General features: G+C 35.6%; 25 protein-coding genes. 15 read left to right on the top strand and 10 right to left on the bottom strand.

Translation table 11 applies throughout. From position 1 onward, the window contains the following. The first annotated feature begins 29 nt into the window (after positions 1–29). The 6 genes from tkt to ACXKY9_RS16200 all read left to right on the top strand — a co-directional run bounded on the left by tkt (position 30) and on the right by ACXKY9_RS16200 (position 8384). Entirely contained in the window at positions 30–2024 is a 1995-nt protein-coding gene (tkt, locus tag ACXKY9_RS16225) for a transketolase (protein ID WP_000193045.1), read from the top strand. A 112-nt stretch (positions 2025–2136) separates the two neighbouring features. Continuing rightward, entirely contained in the window at positions 2137–3030 is an 894-nt protein-coding gene (gene gnd, locus ACXKY9_RS16220) for a phosphogluconate dehydrogenase (NAD(+)-dependent, decarboxylating) (protein WP_001195925.1), read from the top strand. A 109-nt stretch (positions 3031–3139) separates the two neighbouring features. Further along, positions 3140–3808, top strand: coding sequence for a fructose-6-phosphate aldolase (fsa, locus tag ACXKY9_RS16215; RefSeq protein ID WP_000667676.1), 669 nt, complete (start codon positions 3140–3142; stop codon positions 3806–3808). A 390-nt stretch (positions 3809–4198) separates the two neighbouring features. After that, entirely contained in the window at positions 4199–5524 is a 1326-nt protein-coding gene (gntP, locus tag ACXKY9_RS16210) for a gluconate permease GntP (RefSeq protein WP_001057615.1), read from the top strand. A 130-nt stretch (positions 5525–5654) separates the two neighbouring features. Beyond that, positions 5655–7196 (top strand): gluconokinase, encoded by a 1542-nt coding sequence (gntK, locus tag ACXKY9_RS16205; RefSeq protein ID WP_000254931.1) that lies wholly within the window; start codon positions 5655–5657, stop codon positions 7194–7196. A 120-nt stretch (positions 7197–7316) separates the two neighbouring features. After that, a complete protein-coding gene (locus ACXKY9_RS16200) occupies positions 7317–8384 on the top strand; it encodes a lactonase family protein (RefSeq protein ID WP_000782217.1) in 1068 nt (355 codons plus the stop codon). Positions 8385–8450: 66 nt separating this feature from the next. On the opposite strand, the gene ACXKY9_RS16195 is transcribed toward ACXKY9_RS16200, so the two are convergent. Further along, the gene (locus ACXKY9_RS16195; protein ID WP_001162798.1) at positions 8451–8627 is read right to left on the bottom strand and encodes a DUF1272 domain-containing protein; all 177 of its coding nucleotides are present in this window, start codon (positions 8625–8627) and stop codon (positions 8451–8453) included. 195 nt (positions 8628–8822) lie between these two features. Here ACXKY9_RS16195 and ACXKY9_RS16190 point away from each other — a divergent pair, with 195 nt between their 5' ends. Continuing rightward, positions 8823–9644: a pentapeptide repeat-containing protein gene (locus ACXKY9_RS16190; protein ID WP_000181426.1), complete on the top strand. Its 822-nt coding sequence runs from the start codon at positions 8823–8825 to the stop codon at positions 9642–9644. Between the two features lie 19 nt (positions 9645–9663). Beyond that, complete coding sequence (locus ACXKY9_RS16185) at positions 9664–10200, top strand: hypothetical protein (protein ID WP_000350931.1); 537 nt, start codon at positions 9664–9666, stop codon at positions 10198–10200. 17 nt (positions 10201–10217) lie between these two features. Here the strand turns inward: ACXKY9_RS16185 and ACXKY9_RS16180 are convergent, their stop codons facing one another. After that, positions 10218–11102 (bottom strand): DMT family transporter, encoded by an 885-nt coding sequence (locus ACXKY9_RS16180; RefSeq protein ID WP_000814736.1) that lies wholly within the window; start codon positions 11100–11102, stop codon positions 10218–10220. A 204-nt stretch (positions 11103–11306) separates the two neighbouring features. Here ACXKY9_RS16180 and ACXKY9_RS16175 point away from each other — a divergent pair, with 204 nt between their 5' ends. Both ACXKY9_RS16175 and ACXKY9_RS16170 read left to right on the top strand, forming a co-directional pair. Continuing rightward, positions 11307–11657 carry an SH3 domain-containing protein gene (locus tag ACXKY9_RS16175; protein WP_000875282.1) on the top strand — a complete coding sequence of 117 codons (351 nt, stop codon included), beginning with the start codon at positions 11307–11309 and terminating at the stop codon, positions 11655–11657. A 61-nt stretch (positions 11658–11718) separates the two neighbouring features. Beyond that, positions 11719–12519, top strand: a complete 801-nt coding sequence (locus ACXKY9_RS16170; RefSeq protein ID WP_071686365.1) for a glycosyltransferase family 2 protein — start codon at positions 11719–11721, stop codon at positions 12517–12519. Here the strand turns inward: ACXKY9_RS16170 and ACXKY9_RS16165 are convergent. The 5 genes from ACXKY9_RS16165 to ACXKY9_RS16145 all read right to left on the bottom strand — a co-directional run bounded on the left by ACXKY9_RS16165 (position 12488) and on the right by ACXKY9_RS16145 (position 17357). Continuing rightward, positions 12488–13411 (bottom strand): NAD-dependent epimerase/dehydratase family protein, encoded by a 924-nt coding sequence (locus ACXKY9_RS16165; RefSeq protein WP_000758372.1) that lies wholly within the window; start codon positions 13409–13411, stop codon positions 12488–12490. The genes ACXKY9_RS16170 and ACXKY9_RS16165 overlap by 32 nt on opposite strands. Next, positions 13408–14631: a class I SAM-dependent methyltransferase gene (locus ACXKY9_RS16160; protein WP_000435771.1), complete on the bottom strand. Its 1224-nt coding sequence runs from the start codon at positions 14629–14631 to the stop codon at positions 13408–13410. Before ACXKY9_RS16160 ends, ACXKY9_RS16165 begins: the two co-directional genes overlap by 4 nt. 42 nt (positions 14632–14673) lie before the next feature. Then, a complete protein-coding gene (gene rfbG, locus ACXKY9_RS16155) occupies positions 14674–15699 on the bottom strand; it encodes a CDP-glucose 4,6-dehydratase (protein WP_000168665.1) in 1026 nt (341 codons plus the stop codon). Between the two features lies 1 nt (position 15700). Then, positions 15701–16468, bottom strand: coding sequence for a glucose-1-phosphate cytidylyltransferase (gene rfbF / locus ACXKY9_RS16150; RefSeq protein WP_000648806.1), 768 nt, complete (start codon positions 16466–16468; stop codon positions 15701–15703). Between the two features lie 115 nt (positions 16469–16583). Continuing rightward, a complete protein-coding gene (locus tag ACXKY9_RS16145) occupies positions 16584–17357 on the bottom strand; it encodes a glycosyltransferase family 2 protein (RefSeq protein WP_000750973.1) in 774 nt (257 codons plus the stop codon). A gap of 261 nt (positions 17358–17618) precedes the next feature. On the opposite strand from ACXKY9_RS16145, the gene ACXKY9_RS16140 reads away from it, so the two are divergent. From ACXKY9_RS16140 to ACXKY9_RS16125, 4 genes are all read left to right on the top strand, one after another. Further along, complete coding sequence (locus tag ACXKY9_RS16140) at positions 17619–18026, top strand: MerR family transcriptional regulator (protein WP_000285634.1); 408 nt, start codon at positions 17619–17621, stop codon at positions 18024–18026. 119 nt (positions 18027–18145) lie between these two features. Further along, positions 18146–19474, top strand: a complete 1329-nt coding sequence (locus ACXKY9_RS16135; protein WP_000402256.1) for a hemolysin family protein — start codon at positions 18146–18148, stop codon at positions 19472–19474. Between the two features lie 52 nt (positions 19475–19526). Then, entirely contained in the window at positions 19527–19940 is a 414-nt protein-coding gene (locus tag ACXKY9_RS16130) for an ATP synthase subunit I (RefSeq protein ID WP_000613876.1), read from the top strand. A 198-nt stretch (positions 19941–20138) separates the two neighbouring features. Then, a complete protein-coding gene (locus tag ACXKY9_RS16125; RefSeq protein WP_000938438.1) occupies positions 20139–20687 on the top strand; it encodes a DUF2179 domain-containing protein in 549 nt (182 codons plus the stop codon). A 121-nt stretch (positions 20688–20808) separates the two neighbouring features. On the opposite strand, the gene ACXKY9_RS16120 is transcribed toward ACXKY9_RS16125, so the two are convergent. Together ACXKY9_RS16120 and ACXKY9_RS16115 are read right to left on the bottom strand one after the other, a co-directional pair. After that, positions 20809–21048, bottom strand: a complete 240-nt coding sequence (locus ACXKY9_RS16120) for a DUF3923 family protein (protein WP_000747679.1) — start codon at positions 21046–21048, stop codon at positions 20809–20811. 76 nt (positions 21049–21124) lie between these two features. Beyond that, positions 21125–21520 (bottom strand): hypothetical protein, encoded by a 396-nt coding sequence (locus ACXKY9_RS16115; protein ID WP_002024430.1) that lies wholly within the window; start codon positions 21518–21520, stop codon positions 21125–21127. A gap of 278 nt (positions 21521–21798) precedes the next feature. Between ACXKY9_RS16115 and ACXKY9_RS16110 the strand changes: the two genes are divergently transcribed. Further along, positions 21799–22713, top strand: a complete 915-nt coding sequence (locus ACXKY9_RS16110) for a tetratricopeptide repeat protein (RefSeq protein WP_001024464.1) — start codon at positions 21799–21801, stop codon at positions 22711–22713. A gap of 40 nt (positions 22714–22753) precedes the next feature. Here ACXKY9_RS16110 and ACXKY9_RS16105 read toward each other — a convergent pair whose 3' ends face one another. Beyond that, positions 22754–23947 (bottom strand): MDR family MFS transporter, encoded by a 1194-nt coding sequence (locus ACXKY9_RS16105; RefSeq protein ID WP_000834855.1) that lies wholly within the window; start codon positions 23945–23947, stop codon positions 22754–22756. Positions 23948–23980 lie beyond the last annotated feature (33 nt).

Genomic DNA, 23980 nt, shown 5'->3' with positions numbered 1-23980 from the left:
TAATGAAAGCATTTAGGGGGACGATTACTATGACACAAAACATAAATCAATTAGCAGTGAATACACTTCGTACGTTATCGATTGATGCTATTAATGCGGCAAACTCAGGTCATCCAGGTCTTCCGATGGGAGCAGCACCAATGGCTTATGCATTATGGGCGAATCATTTAAATTACAATCCTAATCACCCAGAATGGTTTAACCGTGATCGTTTCGTTTTATCGGCGGGACATGGATCTAGTCTGTTATATAGCCTACTTCATTTAGCTGGATATGACGTTTCAATTGATGACTTGAAAAATTTCAGAAAGTTAAATAGTAAAACACCTGGACATCCTGAGTTTGGGCATACTCCTGGAGTTGAAGCGACTACAGGCCCGTTAGGACAAGGGATTGCTAATGCTGTAGGAATGGCAATGGCAGAAGCTCATTTAGCAGCGAAGTTCAATAAGGATGGTCACTCTATTATAGATCACAATACGTATGCTTTAGTCGGAGATGGTGACTTAATGGAGGGTGTCGCTTATGAAGCGATGTCAATGGCAGGACATATGAAACTTGGCAAGTTAATTGTACTGTATGATTCAAATGAAATTTCACTTGATGGTGAATTAGGCATTGCTTTCTCTGAAGATATTCAGAAAAGGGCAGAATCTGTACATTGGCAATATGTAAGAGTTGAAGATGGAAACGATGTTGATGCGATTACAAAAGCTATTCAATCAGCGAAAGAAAATACGGATCAACCTACTCTTATAGAAATTAGAACCATTATAGGTTATGGAAGTCCAAAAGTTGCTGGAACGAACAAAGCACATGGTAATCCGCTTGGAGTAGAAGAAGCGACAGCGACAAAACAAGTGTATGGTTGGGATTATGAGGAAGATTTCTTTGTACCTGAAGAAGTAAAAGCTCATTTTAATGAACTAAAACAAAAAGGTATTGAAAAAGACAATGACTGGAATGAGCAGTTCAACTTATACAGAGAAGCGAATCCTACACTGGCAGATGAATTAGAAAAAGCGATTACAGGTGAGGTTTTAATTGAAGCAAAAGACATTCTATCTTTTGATACTGAAAAAACGATTTCCACTCGTGTTGCAAGTGGGGAAGCTATTAATCATTATGTGAAATCGATTCCTTCTATTTTCGGTGGAAGTGCGGATCTTTCTCATTCTACGATGACAGATATAAAAGGTGAAGCAGTATATGCAGTAGAATCATATGCTGGACGAAATATATATTTCGGTGTACGTGAACATGCAATGGGCGCTGCAGCGAATGGATTGGCGCTTCATGGAGGAGTAAAACCTTTCGTAAGTACATTCTTTGTATTTAATGATTATCTTCGTCCGTCCATTCGACTGGCTGCACTGCAAAAGTTACCTGTTACTTACGTATTTACACATGATTCGATTGCTGTAGGAGAAGATGGTCCAACGCATGAACCAATTGAACAATTGGCAGCTCTTCGAGCAATTCCTGGTTTAACAGTTATCCGCCCGTCAGATGCAAATGAAACAGCAAGTGCTTGGGCGTATGCTTTACAGCAAACGGATGGTCCAGTCGTTTTAGTACTGAGTCGTCAAAATTTACCGGTGTTTAATGAAACGAAAGCGAACATAGAGAATTTCTCTAAAGGAGCTTACGTATTAACACAAACAAATGAAAATCCGGATGTAATTTTAATTGCGACAGGTTCTGAAGTATCCTTAGCTGCTAGTGCGAAAGCAAAATTAGAAGAAGATCAAGTTTCTGTTCGCATCGTTGCAATGCCGAGCTGGGAGTTATTCGATCGCCAATCGAACGAATATAAAGAATCCGTTCTTCCGTCTTCTATAACGAAACGAGTATCTCTTGAGATGGGTGTATCTCTCGGTTGGGAACGTTATGTAGGACAAGAAGGAAAAGTAATATCAATTGAAACATTTGGAGCTTCAGGTACTGGAGCTGAAGTCATGAATCTATTTGGATTTACGACAGAAAATGTTGTTCAAATTACAAAAAATGTGTTGAATTCTTAAGCTATGACTGTGAATACCTTTCTGTACATACTAACATTTCAGTGCTGAAAGGTATTCCAGATTGTAGTGATATGGATTTTTAATAAAAGATGATTTGAGGAGGAATTATATTATGCAAGTAGGATTAATTGGGTTAGGTAAAATGGGATTAAATTTAGGGAAAAATTTAATGGATCATAAACATGAAGTAGTAGCGTTTGATTTAAATACGAGCGCAGTAGAAGAAATGAAAGAGTACGGGGCAACAGGTACATCTAGTTTAAGTGAACTTGTTCAGTCATTACAATCACCAAGAATTCTTTGGGTAATGGTACCACACGCTGTTGTTGATTCTGTTATTGATGAGGTTACACCACTTTTATCAAAAGGAGATATTTTAATTGAAGCTGGTAATTCACATTATAAAGAGTCTATCCGCCGATATGAGCAATTAAAGAAAGATGGCATTCACTTTATGGATGCAGGAACTTCTGGTGGAATGGAAGGCGCTCGTAATGGTGCTTGTTACATGATCGGAGGAGATCAAGAAGCTTGGGACATCGTTGAACCTATCTTCCGCGATACTGCTGTAGAAAATGGATTCTTATATGCTGGAAAAGCTGGTAGTGGTCACTTCTTAAAAATGGTTCATAACGGAATTGAATACGGTATGATGGCTGCTATTGGTGAAGGATTTGAGATTCTAGAAAAAAGTGAATTTGACTACGATTATGAAAAAGTATCAAGAGTATGGAACAACGGTTCAGTCATTCGTTCTTGGTTAATGGAATTAACAGAAAATGCATTTTCTAAAGATGCAAAACTGGATGAGATTAAGGGTGTTATGCATTCTTCTGGTGAAGGAAAATGGACAGTAGAAACAGCATTAGACCTTCAAACAGCAACTCCTGTTATCGCAATGTCTCTATTAATGCGCTACCGCTCATTAGACAATGATACATTTACAGGAAAAGTTGTAGCAGCTCTGCGCAATGAATTTGGCGGACATGCAGTAGAAAAGAAATAAAGTGAAACTTTAATAAGTAGGGGCTTCATTCCACACAAATCGGGCTTTTACGGGATAAGCATATTAAACATGTAACTCATCAACGTTTAAAAACTGGAGGGAATTAATCATGAAATTTTTTATTGATACTGCAAATCTTGAGGATATAAAAAAAGCATATAAACTTGGAGTTTTAGCTGGTGTTACAACGAATCCTTCTTTAGTAGCAAAAGAGGGCATTAAATTTGAAGACCGTATTGCAGAAATTTGTCAGGCAGTTCCTAAAGTTGAATCTGTTTCGGCAGAAGTAACGCCAGATGCTGTTACAGCTGAAGAGATGATCGCCCAAGCAGAAGAACTGATTAAAATTAACGGTGGCGATGAAAAAGTTACAATTAAACTTCCGATGACGTTAGCAGGATTAGAAGCTTGTCGCTACCTTACTGAAAAAGGTGTGAAAACGAATGTTACACTTATTTTCACGGTGAACCAAGCACTTTTAGCTGCTCGAGCAGGTGCAACGTACGTTTCTCCATTTTTAGGTCGCTTAGATGATATTTCTGAAGATGGTGTACTATTAGTTGCTAAAATTGCTGAATTATTCGATGTTCATCAACTAGATACACAAATTATTGCGGCTTCTGTTAGACATCCAGATCATGTAACTCGTGTAGCGATGGCAGGTGCTCACATTGCAACAATCCCTTATAAAGTAATTGAACAACTTGCTATGCACCCATTAACAGACCAAGGTATTGAGAAATTTGCTGCTGATTGGGCGAAAGCGCCTAAATTATAATGTTATGAAAGTGAAGGTGCTTTCCGAAAGTTGTTTTTCATGAGAAGACAAATCCTAAGTAACTTCATCGTTTAAAGTGGATACTGAGTTTGTAGTCTTACTACGTGAAAACAGCAAGAGAAGAAAGTGTCATTCACTTTTAAAAAAGGGAAAATTGATCGCGCGAAGCGTTTATCACAATAACATTATAATTATGGAAGAGAAATCCCCTTATCAGAGAGGTGAGTTAACATGTATCTCTGATAAGGGAGATTCTTTTTGTATAAATTATTATTTTGTGAAGATGATTTGTATATCGATATATAAATTCTTACTCATGAAAGAACTATATAGGTTCTCTTAATTGTATAGCAATTTTGAAAGGGTTTACATAAAGGGGTGGAACTGCGTATGAATATGTACCTTTTAATGATTACATTATTATCAATCGTAATTGTTATTTTAGGGGTATCGTGGTGGAGATGGCATGCATTTATTAGTTTAACGATTGCAAGTTTGTTTTTAGCAATTATGTCTGGGATGCCAATGGATAAAATAGTGAGTGCTTATGAAACGGGAGTCGGCAGTGTTCTCGGGCATTTAGTAGGTATTTTAGTATTAGGTACAATTTTAGGGAAAATGATGGCAGAGTCAGGTGCTGGAATGCAAGTGGCAGAGTTCTTTATTAAATCCTTTGGGATAAAAAACTTACCATGGGCGATGTTAATTGCAGGTTTTATTATTGGAATCCCGGTGTTTTTTGAAGTAGGCATTTTAATATTACTGCCGTTAGTAATTTCAATTCATAAAACAACGAAACAAAATATTTTATTGATAGCATTACCAGCAATTGCTGGGCTATCTGTCGTACACGGCCTTGTTCCTCCGCATCCAGGGGCCATAGTTGCAATTGGTATTTATAAAGCGAACCTTGGGAAGGTACTATTGTATTCACTCATTATTACATTTTTTGCAGCGATTATTGCAGGTCCTATATTCGCTAAATGGATTCACAAACGTGTAATTCCTGAAAATGAGCCAGAATTGATTCGTGTAAATACAAAATCAACGAAATTACCAGGAATAGGAGTTTCATTTTTAGTTATATTGTTACCAGTTATGTTAATGGTTTTAGCTGCAGCGGCTCCGTATGTTCCACTGTCTACTACTTTGATGAAGATTGTCACATTAATCGGTAGTCCTATCATTGCGTTATTGATTGCATGTTTTGCAGCGTTTTATTTTCTTGGATTTCGTCAAGGTATCGATAAAAAGGCTATTAAGAAGGTAACAGAAGATAGCTTATTACCAATCGGTTCAATTGTTGCGATTATTGGTGCTGGTGGCGGATTTAAGCAAATTCTTATCGATAGTGGTGTAGGGAATGCTATTGCTCAAATGTCTGAGCATTTAGCTCTATCTCCAATTGTATTAGCATTTATAGTAGCAGGATTAATTCGAATTGCGACAGGGTCAGCGACAGTCGCTTTAACAACAGCAGCGGGTATCGTTTCGCCAATCGTTGAAAATACGATAGGTGTGAACTTAGAGTTACTCGTTATTGCAACAGGTGCAGGAGCGTTAATGTTTTCTCACGTAAACGATGCTGGGTTCTGGATGGTAAAAGAATACCTAGGCTTAACAGTGAAAGAAACATTTAAAACATGGACAGTATTAGAAACGTTACTTTCATTTATCGCTTTTGGAGGCGTTTTACTACTCGATATGTTTGGTTAAAATAAGGATATTTTTATATGAATTGAGAGAGACAACTTTAGCACATAACGTTATGAATAGATAAAATAAATATATTTTTATGGTTCTTATATGATTAGGACACTGTAGGGATTTTTGTTAGGAGGAAGAGATGGTGAGCTCAAAATATATGATTGGTGTAGATATTGGGACAACTAGTACAAAATCAGTTCTATTTTCTACTGATGGATCTGTTATTGCTAGTCATGGAATTGAATATCCTTTATATTCTCCTACACCTGAAACAGCAGAACAAGACCCAGAAGAAATCTTTCATGCAGTAATAAATACGATTAAAGAAACTGTACGAATAAGTAGTGTACAGCCGAATGATATTCTTTGTGTCTCTTTTAGTTCGGCAATGCATAGTATCATTGCTGTAGATGAAAAGGGAAAGCCGTTAACGAGATGTATCACTTGGGCAGATAATAGAAGTGCAAGCTGGGCGGAGAAAATAAAGAATGATATGAATGGTCATGAAATTTATCTTCGTACTGGGACACCAATTCATCCGATGTCACCACTTTCGAAATTAGTTTGGCTACAGAATGAGCAAGCAGAGTTATTCGCAAAAAGTTATAAATTCATTTCTATTAAAGAATATGTTTTTTACAAGTTATATAAAGAATATGTAATTGATTATTCTATAGCATCAGCGACAGGAATGTTCAATTTAAAATCTTTAAAGTGGGATGAAGAGGCTTTACATGTAGCAGGAATTACAGATGAAAAGCTTTCAAAGCTTGTTCCAACAACGCACAGTTTAACAGGATTAGATGAAGAGTTTGCCAAAGAGATGAATGTACTTGTTTCTACGCCTTTTGTAGTAGGAGCGAGTGATGGAGTACTATCTAATTTAGGTGTAAATGCAATAGATCCTGGCGTTGTGGCTGTTACAATTGGTACAAGCGGTGCGATACGTGCTGTAACAAATCGTCCTGTAACAGATCCAAAAGGTAGAATTTTTTGTTATGCGTTAACTGAAGACCATTGGGTAATCGGTGGACCAGTTAATAACGGCGGTATGATTTTCAGATGGGCTCGTGACCAATTGGGCACTTCAGAGATTGAACTTGCAAAGCGCTTAGGAAAAGATCCATATGAGGTGCTTACTGAAATAGCAGCAAAAGTGAATCCGGGATCTGACGGTTTATTATTTCACCCGTATTTAGCGGGGGAAAGGGCTCCTTTATGGAATGCAAATGCGCGAGGATCTTTCTTTGGACTCGGATTGCATCATAAGAAAGAACATCTGATACGTGCTGTTTTAGAAGGAGTAATTTATAACTTATATACAGTTCTTCTCGCTTTAAAAGAACTAATTGGCGAACCGAAAAAAATTCAAGCGACAGGCGGTTTTGCAAGGTCGGAACTTTGGAGACAGATGATGGCGGATATTTTCCATCAAGACGTATATGTTCCGGAAAGTTTCGAAAGCTCTTGCTTAGGAGCTGCAATCCTCGGTTTATATAGTTTAGGTGAAATAGATACATTATCCGTAGTTTCTGAAATGGTAGGTGCAGATTTTCATCATGAGCCAAACATGGAAAGTGTGGAAAAATATAAAGATTTAACGCCAATCTATATCCGCTTGTCCCGTCAATTGGAAGAAGAATATGAAAGTATAGCAGCGTATCAAAAAAAGTGGGTTTAAAAGCTATTTACCAAGAAAATATGGTAACGTATAAAGAGGTACTCCGATTTTTTAGGATACTCTTTCAACATAAAATATTTTAAAAAGTATGATGAACGAAAAATATAGGGAGAGAGGGTTATGAAAATGAAGGATAACAAAGAGTTTATCGGATATGTTGGGACTTACACGAAAGAAAATAGCGAAGGAATATATAAGTTTATTTTAGACACGGAAGCAAAAAAAATTGGTAATGTAACACTTACTGCTAAGCTGGATAACCCTACATATGTAACGATTAACCGAAATAATGAATATCTCTATTCTGTTGTTAAGGAAGGCGAATCTGGCGGTGTAGCTGCTTATTCCATTGATAGTCATACTGGAGAACTAAAAGCGAAAAATAGACAAGTAGTAGAAGGGGCTTCTCCTTGTCATATTAGTGTTGATAGTGGAAATCATACAGTAGTTACAGCAAATTACCATAAAGGAACGATTGAGTCTTTTGAAATAAATGAAGAAAATGGAACTGTAAATCCTGCTTCATCTATTATGGCACATGAAGGTTCAGGTCCGAATAAAGAAAGACAAGAAAAACCACATGCACATTACGCGGGGTACACTCCTGATGAAAAATATGTAGTGGGCGTTGATTTAGGGATAGATAAAATAATTACGTATGAAGTAAAAGATAGTACATTAATAGAAGTGAATAGCCTGTCTGTGAATCCGGGAAGTGGACCAAGACACATTGCTTTTCATCCAAATGGAAAATACGCTTATGTAATGACGGAGCTTAGTTCAGAGGTTATTGCGCTAACATATAACTCGGAAGAAGGATCCTTTACAGAATTACAGTATATTTCTACTCTTCCAGAACAATTTGATGAAAATAGTCAAGGCAGTGCTATCCATATTTCTTCTGACGGCCGCTTTGTATATGCAGGTAATCGTGGTCATAATAGTATCGCTGTTTATAGCGTAGATCAAAACTCAGGTGAGCTTGCATTTGTGGAACATACATCTACAGAAGGAAATTGGCCAAGAGACTTTGTATTAGATCCTACTGAAAAGTTTCTTGTTGCTACAAATGAAAAGTCACATAATCTTGTGCTATTTTCAAGAGATGAATCTACAGGAAAGTTAACACTTTTACAATCTGATGTTGCTGTGCCAGAGCCTGTTTGTGTGAAGTTTTTAAATGTTTAAGTTGTGTTCGATATAATTTCATATACTCAGAAAACAATAAAAAGCAAAGCGATATCGCTTTGCTTTTTATTGTTTCTTTTTCGGCCTACGTACTAATTCGCCGCCGCAGTTTGGACAAACGTTTTGTCTTTCTTCTGTACATGGTGCGCAAAATGTACATTCATATACACAAATGTATGCTTCAGAATCTTGTTCGAGCGATTGATTGCAAATTTGACAGTTTGTTTTCATTTCTAGTGCCATAATAAGTCTCCTTTTAGTTAGAAAATTTATAATTTAATTATAATTCATTAAATAGAAATAGTCCTTTTCAATTGAAAGGAAATCGAATGATAAAGTTATGAATTGGAACGAAAGATGCCGGTTTATTTTAAAATTGATTATTTATTACAGTTGGAATATTATGAAATAGTCAAAAGACAACAGGGGGTATAGATTTTGACTAATCATAATGATCATTTAAAAGCAAACTGCGAAAAATGCTTCGGTCTATGTTGCGTTGCATTACCGTTCGCAGCATCGGTAGATTTTGCAGTGAATAAAGATGGTGGTAAACCATGTTCTAACTTACAATCAGATTTTAAATGTAGTATACATAAAAATCTTAGAGGAAAAGGTTATAAAGGTTGTACAGTATTTGAGTGTTTCGGTGCTGGGCAGAAGATTTCTCAGGGTACGTTTAAAGGGATTGATTGGCGGAAAGATGCAAAGCATGCAAGAAAAATGTACGATGCTTTTCCGGTTATACATCAACTTCATGAAATGCTTTGGTATTTAAATGAAGCGATTCTTTTAAAGGCAACACAGCCAATTCATAAAGAGCTGGAGACCGCAATTGAGGAGACAGAGCGACTTTCGAATTTAAATCCAGATGAGTTAATGAAAATAAATGTTCCAATGCATAGGGCAGAGGTGAACATTCTTCTTTTAGAAACGAGCGAATTAGTATGGAAGGAAATGAATACTGCACGTAAGAAACGAATCATTCACCGCGGAGCAGATCTTATGGGAGCAAATTTGAAAAAGAAAAATTTACAAGGTGCAAATTTAAGGGGTGCTTACTTAATTGCGGCTAACTTAAATGGAGCAAATTTAAGAGGAGCAGATCTTATCGGAGCAGATTTAAGAGATGCAGATATTCGCGGGGCTGATTTTACAAATAGTATTTTTCTGACGCAAGTTCAAATTAACGCAGCGAAAGGGGATAAGCATACGAAATTACCGAAAATGTTATCCCGTCCATCGCATTGGAGTGCGTAAAGAGTGAGGAGTGTTTAGTGTGGATATATTTCAGTATTTAGAAGAGATGCAAGAGGATGTCTTTTCGTTAGCAGTAGAGCAAATAGAAGCGAAGTATTTTGAAATTTGTAGCATGTTAGCGTCTGCAGAATATGCAGAACGAATTAAAGCAATTGATTTAGAGTCATATAAGAAAAGTATTCGAGTAGGTTTGGATGCAGCTGTAGAAATGGCTACTAATGAAGAATCAAAAGCGATTTATTTTGAGTATGACCTTGATAACGAATGGGATAGTCAGTTTTATATTTGTGAGGAATATATTCCACTTGAAGAAGAGGACGATGATTGGGCATCTGAATGGACATATAATATTGAGGGGCCGGGGTCTGTAGAATTAGCAGATATGTATAATGGAAATGGCTTTGACACAAGTGAAAAAGCAGTCGGTGTAACTTTATATTTAATTGCTAAAACGCTGTGTAGTTTTATAAGTGTACGTAGTGAAGTGCAAAGTAATATACCGATTTGTATTGGTTTTCACGATCAAGATCCAATAATGCGAACAGGCAGAGACTAAGAATCTCTGCCTGCTTTTTATTTCTTTTCAAAAGTAGTAATTAAAACGCTACATATAATAAGAATACCGCCAATAAAAAAGTTACTATTTAATGTCTCATTTAATAAGAGCCAGCCAAGTAATGATCCAACAATAGGTTGGAAGAAGAAAAATAAGGAACCGATGCTTGCATCTATTAATTCTAATCCTTTATTCCAAAGGAAAAAGGCACCTGCTGTTGAGACAATACCTAAGTATAATACGCCTAATATTACGTACGTATTTACTGTTCCGATAGAGGATGTTTGTAGTTCCCATATCATAAAGGGTGTAATAAAAAAGAGTGAAAAGAATATGGCATACGTTGTAATAACTAAGGATGAGAATTGGATTGAAGCGATCTTTACATAAATAGATAGTAAAGCCCACGTAATAGCGGCTCCAACTAAAATGATTGTTCCAATAAAATAGGAGCCAATTTCAATATCCCACCCGATTACGATAATGACGCCGATTGTCGCTATTATAGTAGATAAAAGTCTACGAGCGGTTAGTTTTTCTTTCAAAATGAGCGCTGCAAATATAACCATAAATGCAGGTGTAGCTGATGTAACTAACGAGCCTGTATGAGCGTCGGATAATTTTGTTCCGATAAATTGGCATGTGATCGAAATGAAATAGCCGATAAATCCAATCCAAGCGAATAGGAGCCAATCTTTTTTGCGAATGGTTACTTTTTTCTTTTGCTTTTTCTCAGCTAGTTTCAAAATGCCATACAAAACAACAAAAGCAATGATAAAGCGTAGCCAAACGAGGGTTAGTGGTGGGATAAAATCGAGTACGTATTTGCTAACAACATACATACCACCCCATATACTTGCTGCTAGTGATAAACATATAGCTCCTAAAATTGTTTGTTTCATGTAAAGTACCTCCGTCTATTTTTAGGGTATTATGAGTTCCCTAAGACGAGGCGTAGTGTATGTGTTATATGATTGCCCGTCTTAGTTTATAGACGGCCTACAGGTTGATCGTTTTCGAATGAAGTGTTGTAGTACATGCGTGCATTCCTCCTCTTTAAGTTATAATGATATTATAACTTAATTTTCTGATTATTGGAGGTTGTTATGAAATATATCGTTATAAAATCACATGTTAGCAATTATCCTAATCCAATTCGCTTAGAAGAGGGGGATGTAGTGAAAATGATAGAGAGTTACGCTGGTCCGGAAAACTGGGAAAACTGGATGTTTTGTCACGAAGAGAAATATGACCGGAAAGGATGGGTTCCGGAGCAAATTATAAAAAAAGATATGAATGGAACAGGAATTATTATAAAACAATATACTGCGAAAGAATTAAATGTGAGTATTGGAGAAAGAGTGATTGGATTAGAAGAATTCAATGGATGGGTTTGGGGCGAAGGAAGAGATGGTGAGAAGGGCTGGGTACCAAAGGAAAACTTACAAAAATATTAATAATAATATTTGATCAATAATTAGGAAACATATTTTTGCTTATGAGTATATTGGTTGTAGGATAAAAAGTAGATTAATAGAGAAAGAGGAGGAGATTATTATAACTACAACCGTTATTTCGCATTTTTACAATGAAGAATATTTATTGCCATGGTGGCTTATGCATCATACGAAACTTTTTGATCATGGTATTTTAATTAATAAAGGTTCAACAGATCGTTCCGTTGAGATTTGTAAAAAATTCGCACCGCATTGGGAAGTGCGAGATTCTGTAAATCCAGAGTTTGATGCATATGCGACAGATCATGAAGTGATGAGGATAGAACAAGAAGTACAAGGATGGAAAATGATTTTAAATACGACTGAGTTTCTTTGCATGCAAGATAAAAATCAGTTTTGGAAATCACTAGATGAATTGGGAGGTAGGATGTATTGGCTAGAAGGGCTTATTATGGTCGATGATCCTAACTATAATTATCCGGAACTTAACTTTGGAATACCTTTAATGAAACAGCGATTTCATGGTTATTTACCAGAGGAGTGGAGACTATGGAGAAGGGGAAGATTTATTCATAATCATGAGCATGGAAGTTATACGGTTGGAAGACATTTATCTGCGCATGAATCGATGATTTATCCACCTCTTGCCTGTATATTATGGTTTGGGTTTAGTCCGTGGAATGATGCGATGAGAAAGAGAAAGTTACAAATTGGTCCGACTCTTTCTGAAGCTAGTAAGCATGGAGGAATGGGTACGCATCATATTGTTACGCCGGAAAGATTAGAAGAATGGTATAAGGAATTAGCGAGAGGAACGAAGGATTTACGTTTTAATGATGCATATCGTTATGTTTTTGTATAAATGATTTCCACCATAAAATTGTTTCTTCTATTCCTGTATTTAGATCGTATGTTGGTTTCCAGTTTACTTCAGTTTTTAAACGTTTTACATTAACCCCGACAAATAAAGGTTCATCTTTAGAGAAAGGGATTGCACCTAGTTTAATTAAATGTTCTTTTCCTATCTTTTTAGCAATGATAGAAGCTAACTCTTTAATTTGTACAGATTGACCAGAAGCGATATTGATGGTGCCTGTAACGCCGTGTTCTAATATTGTTACGAGAGCGTCAGCGACGTCACTCACATGGAGGAAATCTCTCGATTGTTTTCCATGTGTACATAGTGCTTCCTCGTTTTTTAATAAGGAAGTGATAATGTTAGAAACGAGCCGATTACCTTGTTCGTGAGGTCCATACATATGAAAAATGCGGCCCCAACACATGCTGAGGCCTGTTTGTTGTGCATACGTTTCTAGCCAGGAGTGCAGTGCATTTTTACATAAAGAATACGGGGTTTTATAGGAAAGGAGCGGTGAATCTTCAAATAATACGCCGTTAAACCATTCGTATTCTGCGCCAGTACCTGCAACGACAACACGCTTTCCGCCGCATGTTGTAAAGTGTTGAATCAATGAAATACTAGACTTTAGCCAATAGTAATTATTAATAGATACATAGCATGCTGGTGGTACTGCTTCCCAAGCAAGGTGAATGAGATGGCTAGGCTGAACGTCGTAAATGAATTGTTTTACTTCGTCATTGCGGAGCAAGTTTACTTTATGCCAGTGGCAAGGGAGGTGAGAGGGTTTATTTTTATTATACGTGGCGTGCACTTCGTATCCCTTTTGTATAAGTGAATGTACAACATATTTACCTATCCAGCCACTACCACCTGTTACAACAACTTTCTTCATGGCTCAATCACCTCAACTTCTGGAACTGTCACTAAAAATTTACCGCCCCATTCACGAATGAAAGAGCATTCTTTTATAATTTCGTCTTTCAAATTCCAAGGAAGTATGAGAATGTAATCCGGTTTTGTACGTTTAATTTCTGCTGGAGATTTTATTGGAATACGAGTTCCTGGTAAAAGGAGATTTTGTTTGTGAGGATTTTTATCTACTGTATACGCTAAAAATTCTTTACCTATTCCGCAATAATTCAACAGGGTGTTTCCTTTAGCCGGAGCGCCGTAGCCGATGATTTGTTTGTTTAAAGCTTTTGCTTTGATAAAAAACTTTAAAATATTTATTTTCAATTGTTCCACTCGTTTAGAAAAAAGGAGATAGCAATCTAATGTATCGAGTCCGTGATTGACTTCTTTTTGGAGTAAGTTTGTAACGTTGGAATGGATAGTGGATTGGGAACTTAGATGGTTTACAAAAATACGTAATGAACCACCATGTGTTGAAAGCTCTTCTACATCAACAATTTGTAAATGATGATGAGCTAAAATTTTTTGAAGGCTTATAAGTGAGAAGTAGGAGAAGTGTTCATGGTAGATGGTATCAAATTGGTTAAAGGATATAAGGTTTAATAAGTGCGGGAATTCGATTGTTATCGTGCCATCACGTTTTAATAGTGTTTTTAAACCAGCAACAAAATCATGCAAGTTTGGAACATGTGCTAATACGTTATTTGCGACGATTAAATCAGCTTGTGGCAATTTTTTTGCTAAGTCATTACTGAAAAAATTCACATGAGTAGGAATTCCTTTTTTGATAGCAATTTCTGCTACGTTTTTCGCGGGTTCAATTCCCAATGTCTCGATATTTTCTTTTTTAAAGTATTGTAATAAGTACCCATCGTTACTTGCGATTTCAATCACTTTTGAATGTTTCGTTAAGTTGAAACGCTTAATCGCCATTTCTACATATTGTTTAGCGTGTAGTAGCCAACTTGAGGAGTAAGAGCTGAAGTATAAATAGTTATGAAAAATATTTTGCGGGGATTCAAATTCATCTAGCTGTACGAGTAAACAAGAGTGACAAACAAATGTGTGCAGCGGATAAAAAGGTTCCATTTTATATGAGCTTTCAGGAGCTACAAATGAATTAGCGAGAGGGGAAACGCCCAAATCTAAAAAAGTGTTGGTTAGTAATGAGTGGCAAAAACGGCATTTTTTCTGTTCCATTTTATAGCCCCTTTATAAATTTTTGAATGCATCGATTTGTTGTCATGTGAAAGATTCTATATTTTCACCAGATGCATATTTTTTGTACCAATCAACAGTCCAAGCGATAGAATCATCTGTTGATAACTTAGGAGTCCAGCTGAGTTTGTTTACTGCTTTTGTACTATCGAGTGTTAAAACAGGTGATTCATAAGGAGTATTTGTAGAGGAGGAAATGATTGTTAGTGGGTTATTCCATAATTTTATTACAGATTCAATGACATCATGAACGGTTCTGTTAGGTTCATTCATTGGGCCGAAATTCCACGCTTCTGCATATTTAGCATCATTCCAAAGTTTCTCAGCTAAAAGGATATAGCCATGTAGAGGATCTAAAACATGTTGCCACGGACGGACGGCATATTTGTTTCGAATACACAAAGTATGATTGTGCAAATATGCCCGAATGATATCAGGGAATAATCGATCTTCTGCCCAATCACCACCGCCGATGACGTTACCAGCTCTGACTGAGGCGAGTTTCTGGGTATTAGTGCGGAAGAATGATTTTTGATAGGATGTTGCCAATATTTCAGCGCAAGCTTTACTAGCGCTATAAGGGTCGAAACCTCCTAGTCGGTCATTTTCCACGAACGATCGGTCGCCACTACCGTCATTCTCATAACATTTATCGCTTGTCACATTAATAATGGCACGTACGCTTTCGACGGACTTTGCTGCTTCTAGCACGTGAACAGTACCTAAAACATTCGTTTTGAATGTATCGATAGGGTTTTTGTATGAAGCGGTTACGATTGGCTGAGCTGCTAAATGAAATATTATGTCAGGTTTATGCTGCTTCATGGCATGAAATAAAGAATGGTAATCTGTAATATTGCCTTTCATTGTCGTGCACTCTTTTGCTACGTTACCTTGTTCAAAAATGTTAGGAATGGATGGGGGATGAGAAGAAAAGCCTACTACTTCTGCACCTAAAGAACTTAAGAAAAGGGTGAGCCAGGAGCCTTTAAATCCAGTATGTCCCGTAATAAATACTTTTTTCTTATTCCAAAAAGATGATGAAGCCATATTACCAAACCTTCCACGGAGCGTTATTACTTTCCCATAGCTCGACTAATTTATTTTTATCGCGCAATGTATCCATCGGATGCCAAAAACCAGAATGTTGATATGCGGCCAATTCATTTTTATTTACTAACTGAACTAAAGAGTCTGTTTCAAAAACAGACTTATCTCCACTAATGTAATTGAAAACTTCAGGATTTAAAACGAAAAATCCACCATTAACCCATCCGCCATCACCTAATGGTTTTTCTTGAAAAGATGTTACAGACTGTTTATCTAATATGAGAGAACCGAATCTACCAGGAGGTTGTACGGCAGTAACAGTAGCCATTTTTCCATGTTTTTTATGGAATGTAATAAGTTCTTTTATATTTACATTACTTAATCCATCACCATAAGTGAGGCAGAAAGGTTCGTCTCCGACATAATTTTGAATCTTTTTCACTCGGCCACCCGTTTCGGTATTTACACCAGTATCGATTAGTGTAACTTTCCATGGTTCTACACGATGAGAATGGCTAGTAATTGTATTATCGTTTAACTGTATTGTGAAATCAGACATGTGTAAGTTGTAATTTAGAAAGAACTCTTTAATTGCATATCCTTTATAGCCTAAGCAAATAATAAACTCAGTAATTCCGTAATGACTATACAAACTCATAATGTGCCATAGAATGGGTTTTGTTCCAATTTCAATCATAGGTTTCGGTTTTAAATGTGTTTCTTCCCCAATTCTTGTACCGTACCCACCAGCAAGAATAACAGCTTTCATTTTTTCCTCCTAAAATAAAAATTTATTATTTATACAGTATTCATGTTTTATGCAAATGAGATTGTTTTTGATTAAGTGAATGAAAATGTTTGAGGTGATGACGATGCAGAAAATATTACGGTTTGAATTTTGGAAATAATTCTTGATATTCAGGGTTATGACGGAGGTCTTGTGTTAGGTTACTAAGCTCTAAAAAACGTATGTCCAGTACTTCAGGAGATTGACCGTAATGTGTTTGAAGTCCCATTTGAACACCCCTTTTTGAAAGGGTAGGTGTAATTTGTAATTTTCTTGCCTTTGATTGTTCATTCCAAGGGCTAAAATAAAATTTTAAAATAAATGAAGGATAGTCATAAATTATATATCCGTGCCGCGAATGATGTCTACCAGGTAAATATGCACCGTCTAGATGATTGTGAATAAATCTCCAAGCACATCCGAGATTTGGGTTATAAGGGAAGACACCGTGGTATCGCTGTTCTACTAAGGGGATAGAATATCTAGGCTTTGAATAATTATAATTATGATTATCTATCATTAAAATCATTCTAATCGCATACATGTTTTGGCCTAGTGTATGAAGAGATGAAAAAAATTCTTCAGTATTATTACAACAAAAGAATTCAGTAGTATTTAAAACGATTTTCCAACCTGAAACTTCTCTTTCAATTTCCATCACTTCAATATCAGTATTAGTTGGATCAAACTCAAGAAATCTTGAATTTCGTACCTCCCAGTGGGGTGCTAATAGTTTACAAATCTCTACGGAACGATCTGTAGACCCTCTATTAATTAAAATGCCGTGATCGAATATTTTCGTGTGATGCATAAGCCACCATGGAAGTAGGTATTCTTCATTATAAAAATGAGAAATGATTGTCTTTTTCATATTAATTCCCTCCTATACAAGCAATCATTATTAGTAGGATATGCTTTTAAATAAGAAAGGTTAAAAGTGGCAGACAATGTAGTGATTAGGTAGTAGTTTAGTAATTTTATTGTATAAGTGTAGATTACTCGTATTGAATCATCATAGGAGGAGATTGGAATTTTGTATAAATTGTGAATAATAAACCGTCACGTTTGACTGTACAGTTTATGTGTTGTATGATGTATGTAATATAAACAAGGGGGGAAGATCGTTGGGAAGGTGTATCGAATCGGACAGTTGGCTCTCATGGCTCACGTGTCGAAACGAACGATTGATTATTATACGAATCTAGGTATCTTAAAAGCGGAGCGATCTCAATCTAATTATCGCTATTACGACGAAACAGCATTTGAGACATTACAATTTATTGAGAAGTGCAAAGAAATGCATATGCCGCTTTGTGAGATTAAAGAGAAAATCGAGGAGAAGAAGAAGCTGCTCGGTATCAATGAACACGTTTCGAAACAAGTGAATGAAGTGACAGACCATATTCATCAATTAGAAGTGGAGCTTACTGAGTTAAAGCCGCTTTTAGATGAATTGACTGATTCACAACGTGAAAAAATATCGAAATCTTTATCAGGTCAAACGACAGCTTTAATACAGACACTTGCTCTATTATTATAGAATAAGTGAAATCCGACCTCTTTAATTTTTGTATCGGGCTATGTTTTCTAACAAACAAATAAGAAAACATTATAGTATACAGGAGGTGGACACCTTAGTTTTTTAACTAAGGGGATTCATTGGAAATATTTAATTTAGTCATGGTTGCGATTTTAATCGCATTTACTGGATTTTTCGTAGCAGCAGAGTTTGCGATTGTAAAGATACGTTCAAGTCGTATCGATCAGCTTGTTGCGGAAGGAAAACGCGGTGCTTTAGCAGCGAAAAAGGTAACAACAAATTTAGATGAATATTTATCTGCTTGTCAATTAGGTATTACAGTTACAGCTATGGGATTAGGTTGGTTAGGTGAACCGACAATTGAAAAGTTATTACACCCGTTATTTGAGAAATGGAACTTAAATCCTTCTATTTCATCAGTATTAACATTTGGTCTTGCTTTTATGATTATGACGTATTTACACGTTGTAGTAGGGGAATTAGCTCCGAAAACGATGGCAATTCAAAAGGCTGAAAGGGTAACGTTATTATTGGCAGGTCCATTAATGATGTTCTATAAAGTAATGTATCCATTTATTTGGGTATTGAACGGTTCAGCTCGTGTGATAACTGGTTTATTCGGTTTAAAGCCAGCTTCAGAACATGAAGTAGCTCATACAGAAGAAGAATTACGTCTTATCCTTTCAGATAGCTATGAAAGTGGCGAAATTAATCAAGCTGAATACAAGTATGTAAATAACATTTTTGAATTTGATAATCGTATTGCAAAAGAGATTATGGTACCGCGAACAGAAATCGTTGGTTTCTACCTGGAAGATTCAGTAGAAGAACACATGAAAGTAATCCAAAATGAGCGATACACACGTTATCCGATTTTTGGAGAAGATAAAGATGATATTATCGGTATGGTCAACGTAAAAGATTTCTTTATTCGATATATGACCGAGGATCAAAAAGATTTATCATCTATTCGCTCGTATATGCGTCCGATTATTGAAGTGATGGAAACGACTCCAATTCACGATTTATTACTTCAAATGCAGAAGAAGCGAATTCCGATGGCTGTTTTATATGATGAGTACGGAGGAACAGCCGGAATTGTAACGCTTGAAGATATCTTGGAGGAAATCGTCGGCGAAATTCGTGACGAATATGATGAAGATGAGGCACCGCCAATTCAACATGTGAACGAGCAACATATCATTGTTGATGGAAAAGTGCTTATTTCAGAAGTGAAAGATTTATTTGGATTACACATCGAAGAAGATGATGTGGATACAATCGGTGGATGGATTATGATGCAAAATCATGAAATCGAAGAAGGACAACATGTTGACGCGGAAGGTTATGAATTTAAAGTGTTAGAAAAAGACGCTTACCAAATTAAACGTGTTGAAATTCGTAAGATGGAACAAGAACAAGAAGAAGAGAAAGCAGCAACTGTGTAAGTTGCTGCTTTTCTTCTAAAGTACAAAAAATGAGAACTTAGGAGCGGATATTTTGATTCAAGAAGCCTTACGTGTATATCGATTACAATTGTATGTGATCTTTAGTGGTTTACTACTTATGTGGACGATTACTCCGTTTGGAAAACAAGTGACAGGGTTCGGTATTGGATTAGCAGTAAGCGCCTATTGTCTTTGGTTATTAGCTCGCAGAGTGGAGAAACTCGGAAAAAGTATCGTAATGAAGGAAAAGGCTCCTGGATTAGGAGTTTTAAACCGATTTGCAGCTGCTATTTTAGGGGCTATCATCATGTATGAAATTGAGCATGAGATGGAAATGTGGGCATTCGGTACAGGTATTTTAGGTGGCCACTTTTTAATGATTGCAAATTTAGCGTATGCAAATATGCAGTTAGTGAAAGAAGAAGAGAAGCAAAGGGAACATGCTTCGAAAAACATAGAGCTATGATGAAAGGGACCTAATCGGGTTCCTTTTTTATTTTAGTGATTTGATACAAGTAAACAAATTAACGACAAATATAATACGCTTCTTTTTTACGTTTTTCAATAGTATGAAAAATAATAAAAAAATTTTAAAAAACCCATCGATTTCTAAAGGTTATGTATGTTATTATGACAAAAGACTTTTTGAAAGAGGTGGATACCAATGTTACAAGCGCTACTTATTTTTGTGCTACAAATTATTTACGTTCCAATTTTAACAATCCGTACGATTTTGCTTGTAAAGAATCAAACAAGATCCGCTGCTGGTGTTGGATTGTTAGAAGGAGCTATTTACATTGTCAGTTTAGGTATTGTGTTTCAAGATTTATCAAATTGGATGAACATCGTTGCCTATGTCATTGGCTTTAGTGCGGGACTGTTATTAGGCGGTTATATAGAGAATAAATTAGCAATTGGTTATATTACGTATCAAGTTAGTTTACTAGACCGTTGTAATGAATTAGTAGATGAGTTACGTCACTCTGGATTTGGCGTTACAGTATTTGAAGGCGAAGGTATTAATTCTATACGTTATCGCTTAGATATCGTCGCAAAGCGTTCTAGAGAGAAAGAGCTTTTAGAAATCATTAATGAAATTGCACCGAAAGCGTTTATGTCTTCGTATGAAATTCGCTCGTTTAAGGGTGGATATTTAACGAAGGCGATGAAGAAAAGAGCGTTAATGAAGAAGAAAGATGAACATGCATCGTAAAAAAGAGGAGTAGTGCTGCAGTAAAAGTGCAGTATAAGTCCAAATGTAAAAGGAGGAATCTATTTTGATGTAGATTCCTCTCTTTTTTTATGAAAAATATTGATCTGTTAATTCAAAAAAACTAAATCGTATAATTATTTTTTTTACTCATTCTCAAATTAATGATTAGCCATATAATTTGAAAAAATACCGGTATGATAAACGCAATTAATAAAACGATAAGTGATATTGATTTAATTTCAGGTGTTTGAATAACACCAGCACCATCAACATCTCGTAGCCAAATAATAGCGGCCCATATTCCAAAAACGATAATCCAAAATATGTTACCAATCCACCAAGAAATCCATCGTTTTTTCATGTTAGCACCCCCTACATTTATCTACTGTTAAAAGTATATTTTCGTTCGTTACATTTATAATGAAACAACTTTAAAATCAGTTTTTAACTGTATATCTAACTTGTTTGAAGGTTACCATTTCTCCATCATCATTATCATCTTTCGTTTGGAAAAGTTGAACTTTTGGTTTGTAGTCTGTCCTATGAGCGTGTTCGATATCTTTAATATTAAGCTTGTAGGATTCACCATTTTTTAGTTTTTGTTCCAATACTTTTTTATTAGCAACATAAATAAAAGTTACTTTATTTTCATCAATGCCTTTAGTTTTAATTTCTAATTCATTATCTTTTGCTGTGATCGTTGGTGTTAATAATTCCATACTGCCTTTCCCGCTTTCTAAAGAATTCTCTGCTATAGTTGAACATCCTGATAATATGATTCCAGTGAATAGAAGAACAGCTAATTTCTGTTTCATAACATCCCTCAATTCCATGTGAATTTTGATTTTGGTATTGCTAGATTACTAGTGTGGAGCGTAAATGTTTAGTTAGTACCCTTTTGATTGTACCATAATATGTAAAATAAAACAGGATGTATATCCAATTTAAGGGAGATTGAAAAATTTACTCATTGTTGTAAATTCGTGTGTTTTAGCTTCTATTTCAATCGAAATGTAGACAGGATAAAGAAATTTTTTATAGAAATTTCAATTTTTACATCTTAAAATAATGATAAAGCGTAGATGAATTTATTCACTTCGGAGGTAGTTATTTGAACATTAACGAGAAGGCAATTGAAATGTTTGAACAAAATAAATATGAGGAAGCAATGGAACTGTTTCAACAAGCAGTACATGAATCTAGAGACGTACAATCTCTCAATAATCTTGCTTGGATGTACTTCTATGAGGAAGAGAATGATGATAAAGCTCTTGAATTAATAAGAGAAGTTGTTAAGTTGAATCCTTCTTCATACTTTCCTTATAACATCTTAGGGGACATTTACATGAAACAAGAAAAATGGACAGAAGCGAAAGAAGTATTACAAAAATCTATTTCGATTCAACCATCCGATGAAGCATATCACAATCTAGCTGTAGCTCATTATAATCTTGGAGAGCTGGAAAAAGCTTCGGAATTTTTTTTACGAGTTGCAGGGGATTCGGACTATATCATGTATAGCTATGTAAAATGTTTAATTGATTTAGAACGAACGACAGAAGCAAAAGAGAAGTTAGATACTTTTAACAGGGAATCTGATAATTTTTTAGGGGAAATTAATGTAGCAGATTTATATGTTGAATTGAATTGCTATAAAGAAGCAATTGAATGGTTCGAAAAGGGATATAAAGAATGCTGGAAAAGTCCTAATTGGATTGGTAGATTTGTGTATGCTCTATATAAAACGAATAATTTCTCCCGTATAAATGAAGTTATACGGGAATCTATCGAAGCGAAAACAGCAGAAATAGAAGATGTTCAGAGTGAAGAAGTAGAAGAAAACTGGACAGAAAATGATAAGAAAGAGTTAATTAAGGAATATACAGAAGAGAATAATTGTTATAAAACAATGGTAGAACGTATCAAATCTGGATACGTTCCAGGATTAGAGTTTGAAACTGATTATATAGGGGCTTGCTATTTATTTCGTTGTAAAAGACATAATCACCTTGAATATGAAAAATAAAAAGATTCGACTGTCACATATGATGGTCGAATCTTTTTCGTTATAGGTCGCTTGTATTACATAGGTGTATATCCTCTTTAGAGGCCACTTTTTTTATATTCAAAATATGTAGTGAAATAAAACCAATAAGTCCTATTCCGCCAAAAATAAGCCATGGTGTATACATTCCGCTTAAGTTGGATGTAAAAGATGTACCGGTATAATTACCAATGATAAAACCAAATGCGAGTGATAGTTGATAAAATCCGAAGAAAGTGGCTGTATATGATTCATTACTGTAATTTGCAATAGCGATATCAGCGTTAGGTAATACGAGTGTTTCACCGATTGTAAATAAAATTACACAAATAAAGAACCAATATGGGTGTTGAAATAAAGGAATGAGTAAAAAGGAAATACTCATTAATAAAACACCGTATTTAATAATCGAAAGTGTGTTGTATTTGTGGAATAATTTTCGGAATAATACCATAAATATGACGCCTGTTATCGCATTTATCGTAATAACGAGTGTAGCAAGTTGATTGCTATTACTAATGTTTTTCATATGAAGTGGAAGTGCGACAGTAAGCTGAGTAAACATAATATAGAAGAAAATCATGATAAAGGAAAACAGAAGGAAAGATTTGTTTTGTAAGATGACCTGTATTCCTAATGTAATAGACGTGTTTTCAGTAGTGACTTGGAAGTGATTTTTAAGTAAGTAAAAAATAAAAGCAAATAACAGCATAAGAGATCCTGTTAGAGAGAAAGCGTAGAGTGGATCGAGTAAGAGTAAGAATCCTCCTGCAATTGGTCCGATTATTGCACCGCAATTAAAGCTAAGGTTTAAATATGTAAATAAATTTTTTCTCAAATGAGCTGGCTGTGAGCCAAATATAGCGCGAGCGGCAGGTTCGTAAAATGCAGTTCCGAAGCCAATAAGTGCAGAAAAAATAGAAATTGTATAGAAATCAGAGCATATTCCTAAAGCGATAAATCCGACTCCTCTTAAAAATAATCCGGCTATCATCATAATGATATAGCCTATTTTGTCAGCAATTAACCCTGAGAATAATGGGATAACTCGTGATGTAATTGTCATAATCGTCAACACTGTTCCTACTTGGACAGCAGAAAAATGAAGAAAGGTTAATAGATAAATAGCTAAAAATGCGTATACTGCAAAATACCCAAAAGACATAAAAAATGAAGAAATAAGCATGAAACGTATCGGTGTTGAGAAACTTTTCATAGAAATCCTCCTAATTATGTAACCAGTAAAATT

Source organism: Bacillus sp. 2175, assembly GCF_057812155.1.
This window is presented reverse-complemented; position numbering and strand designations above follow the sequence as displayed.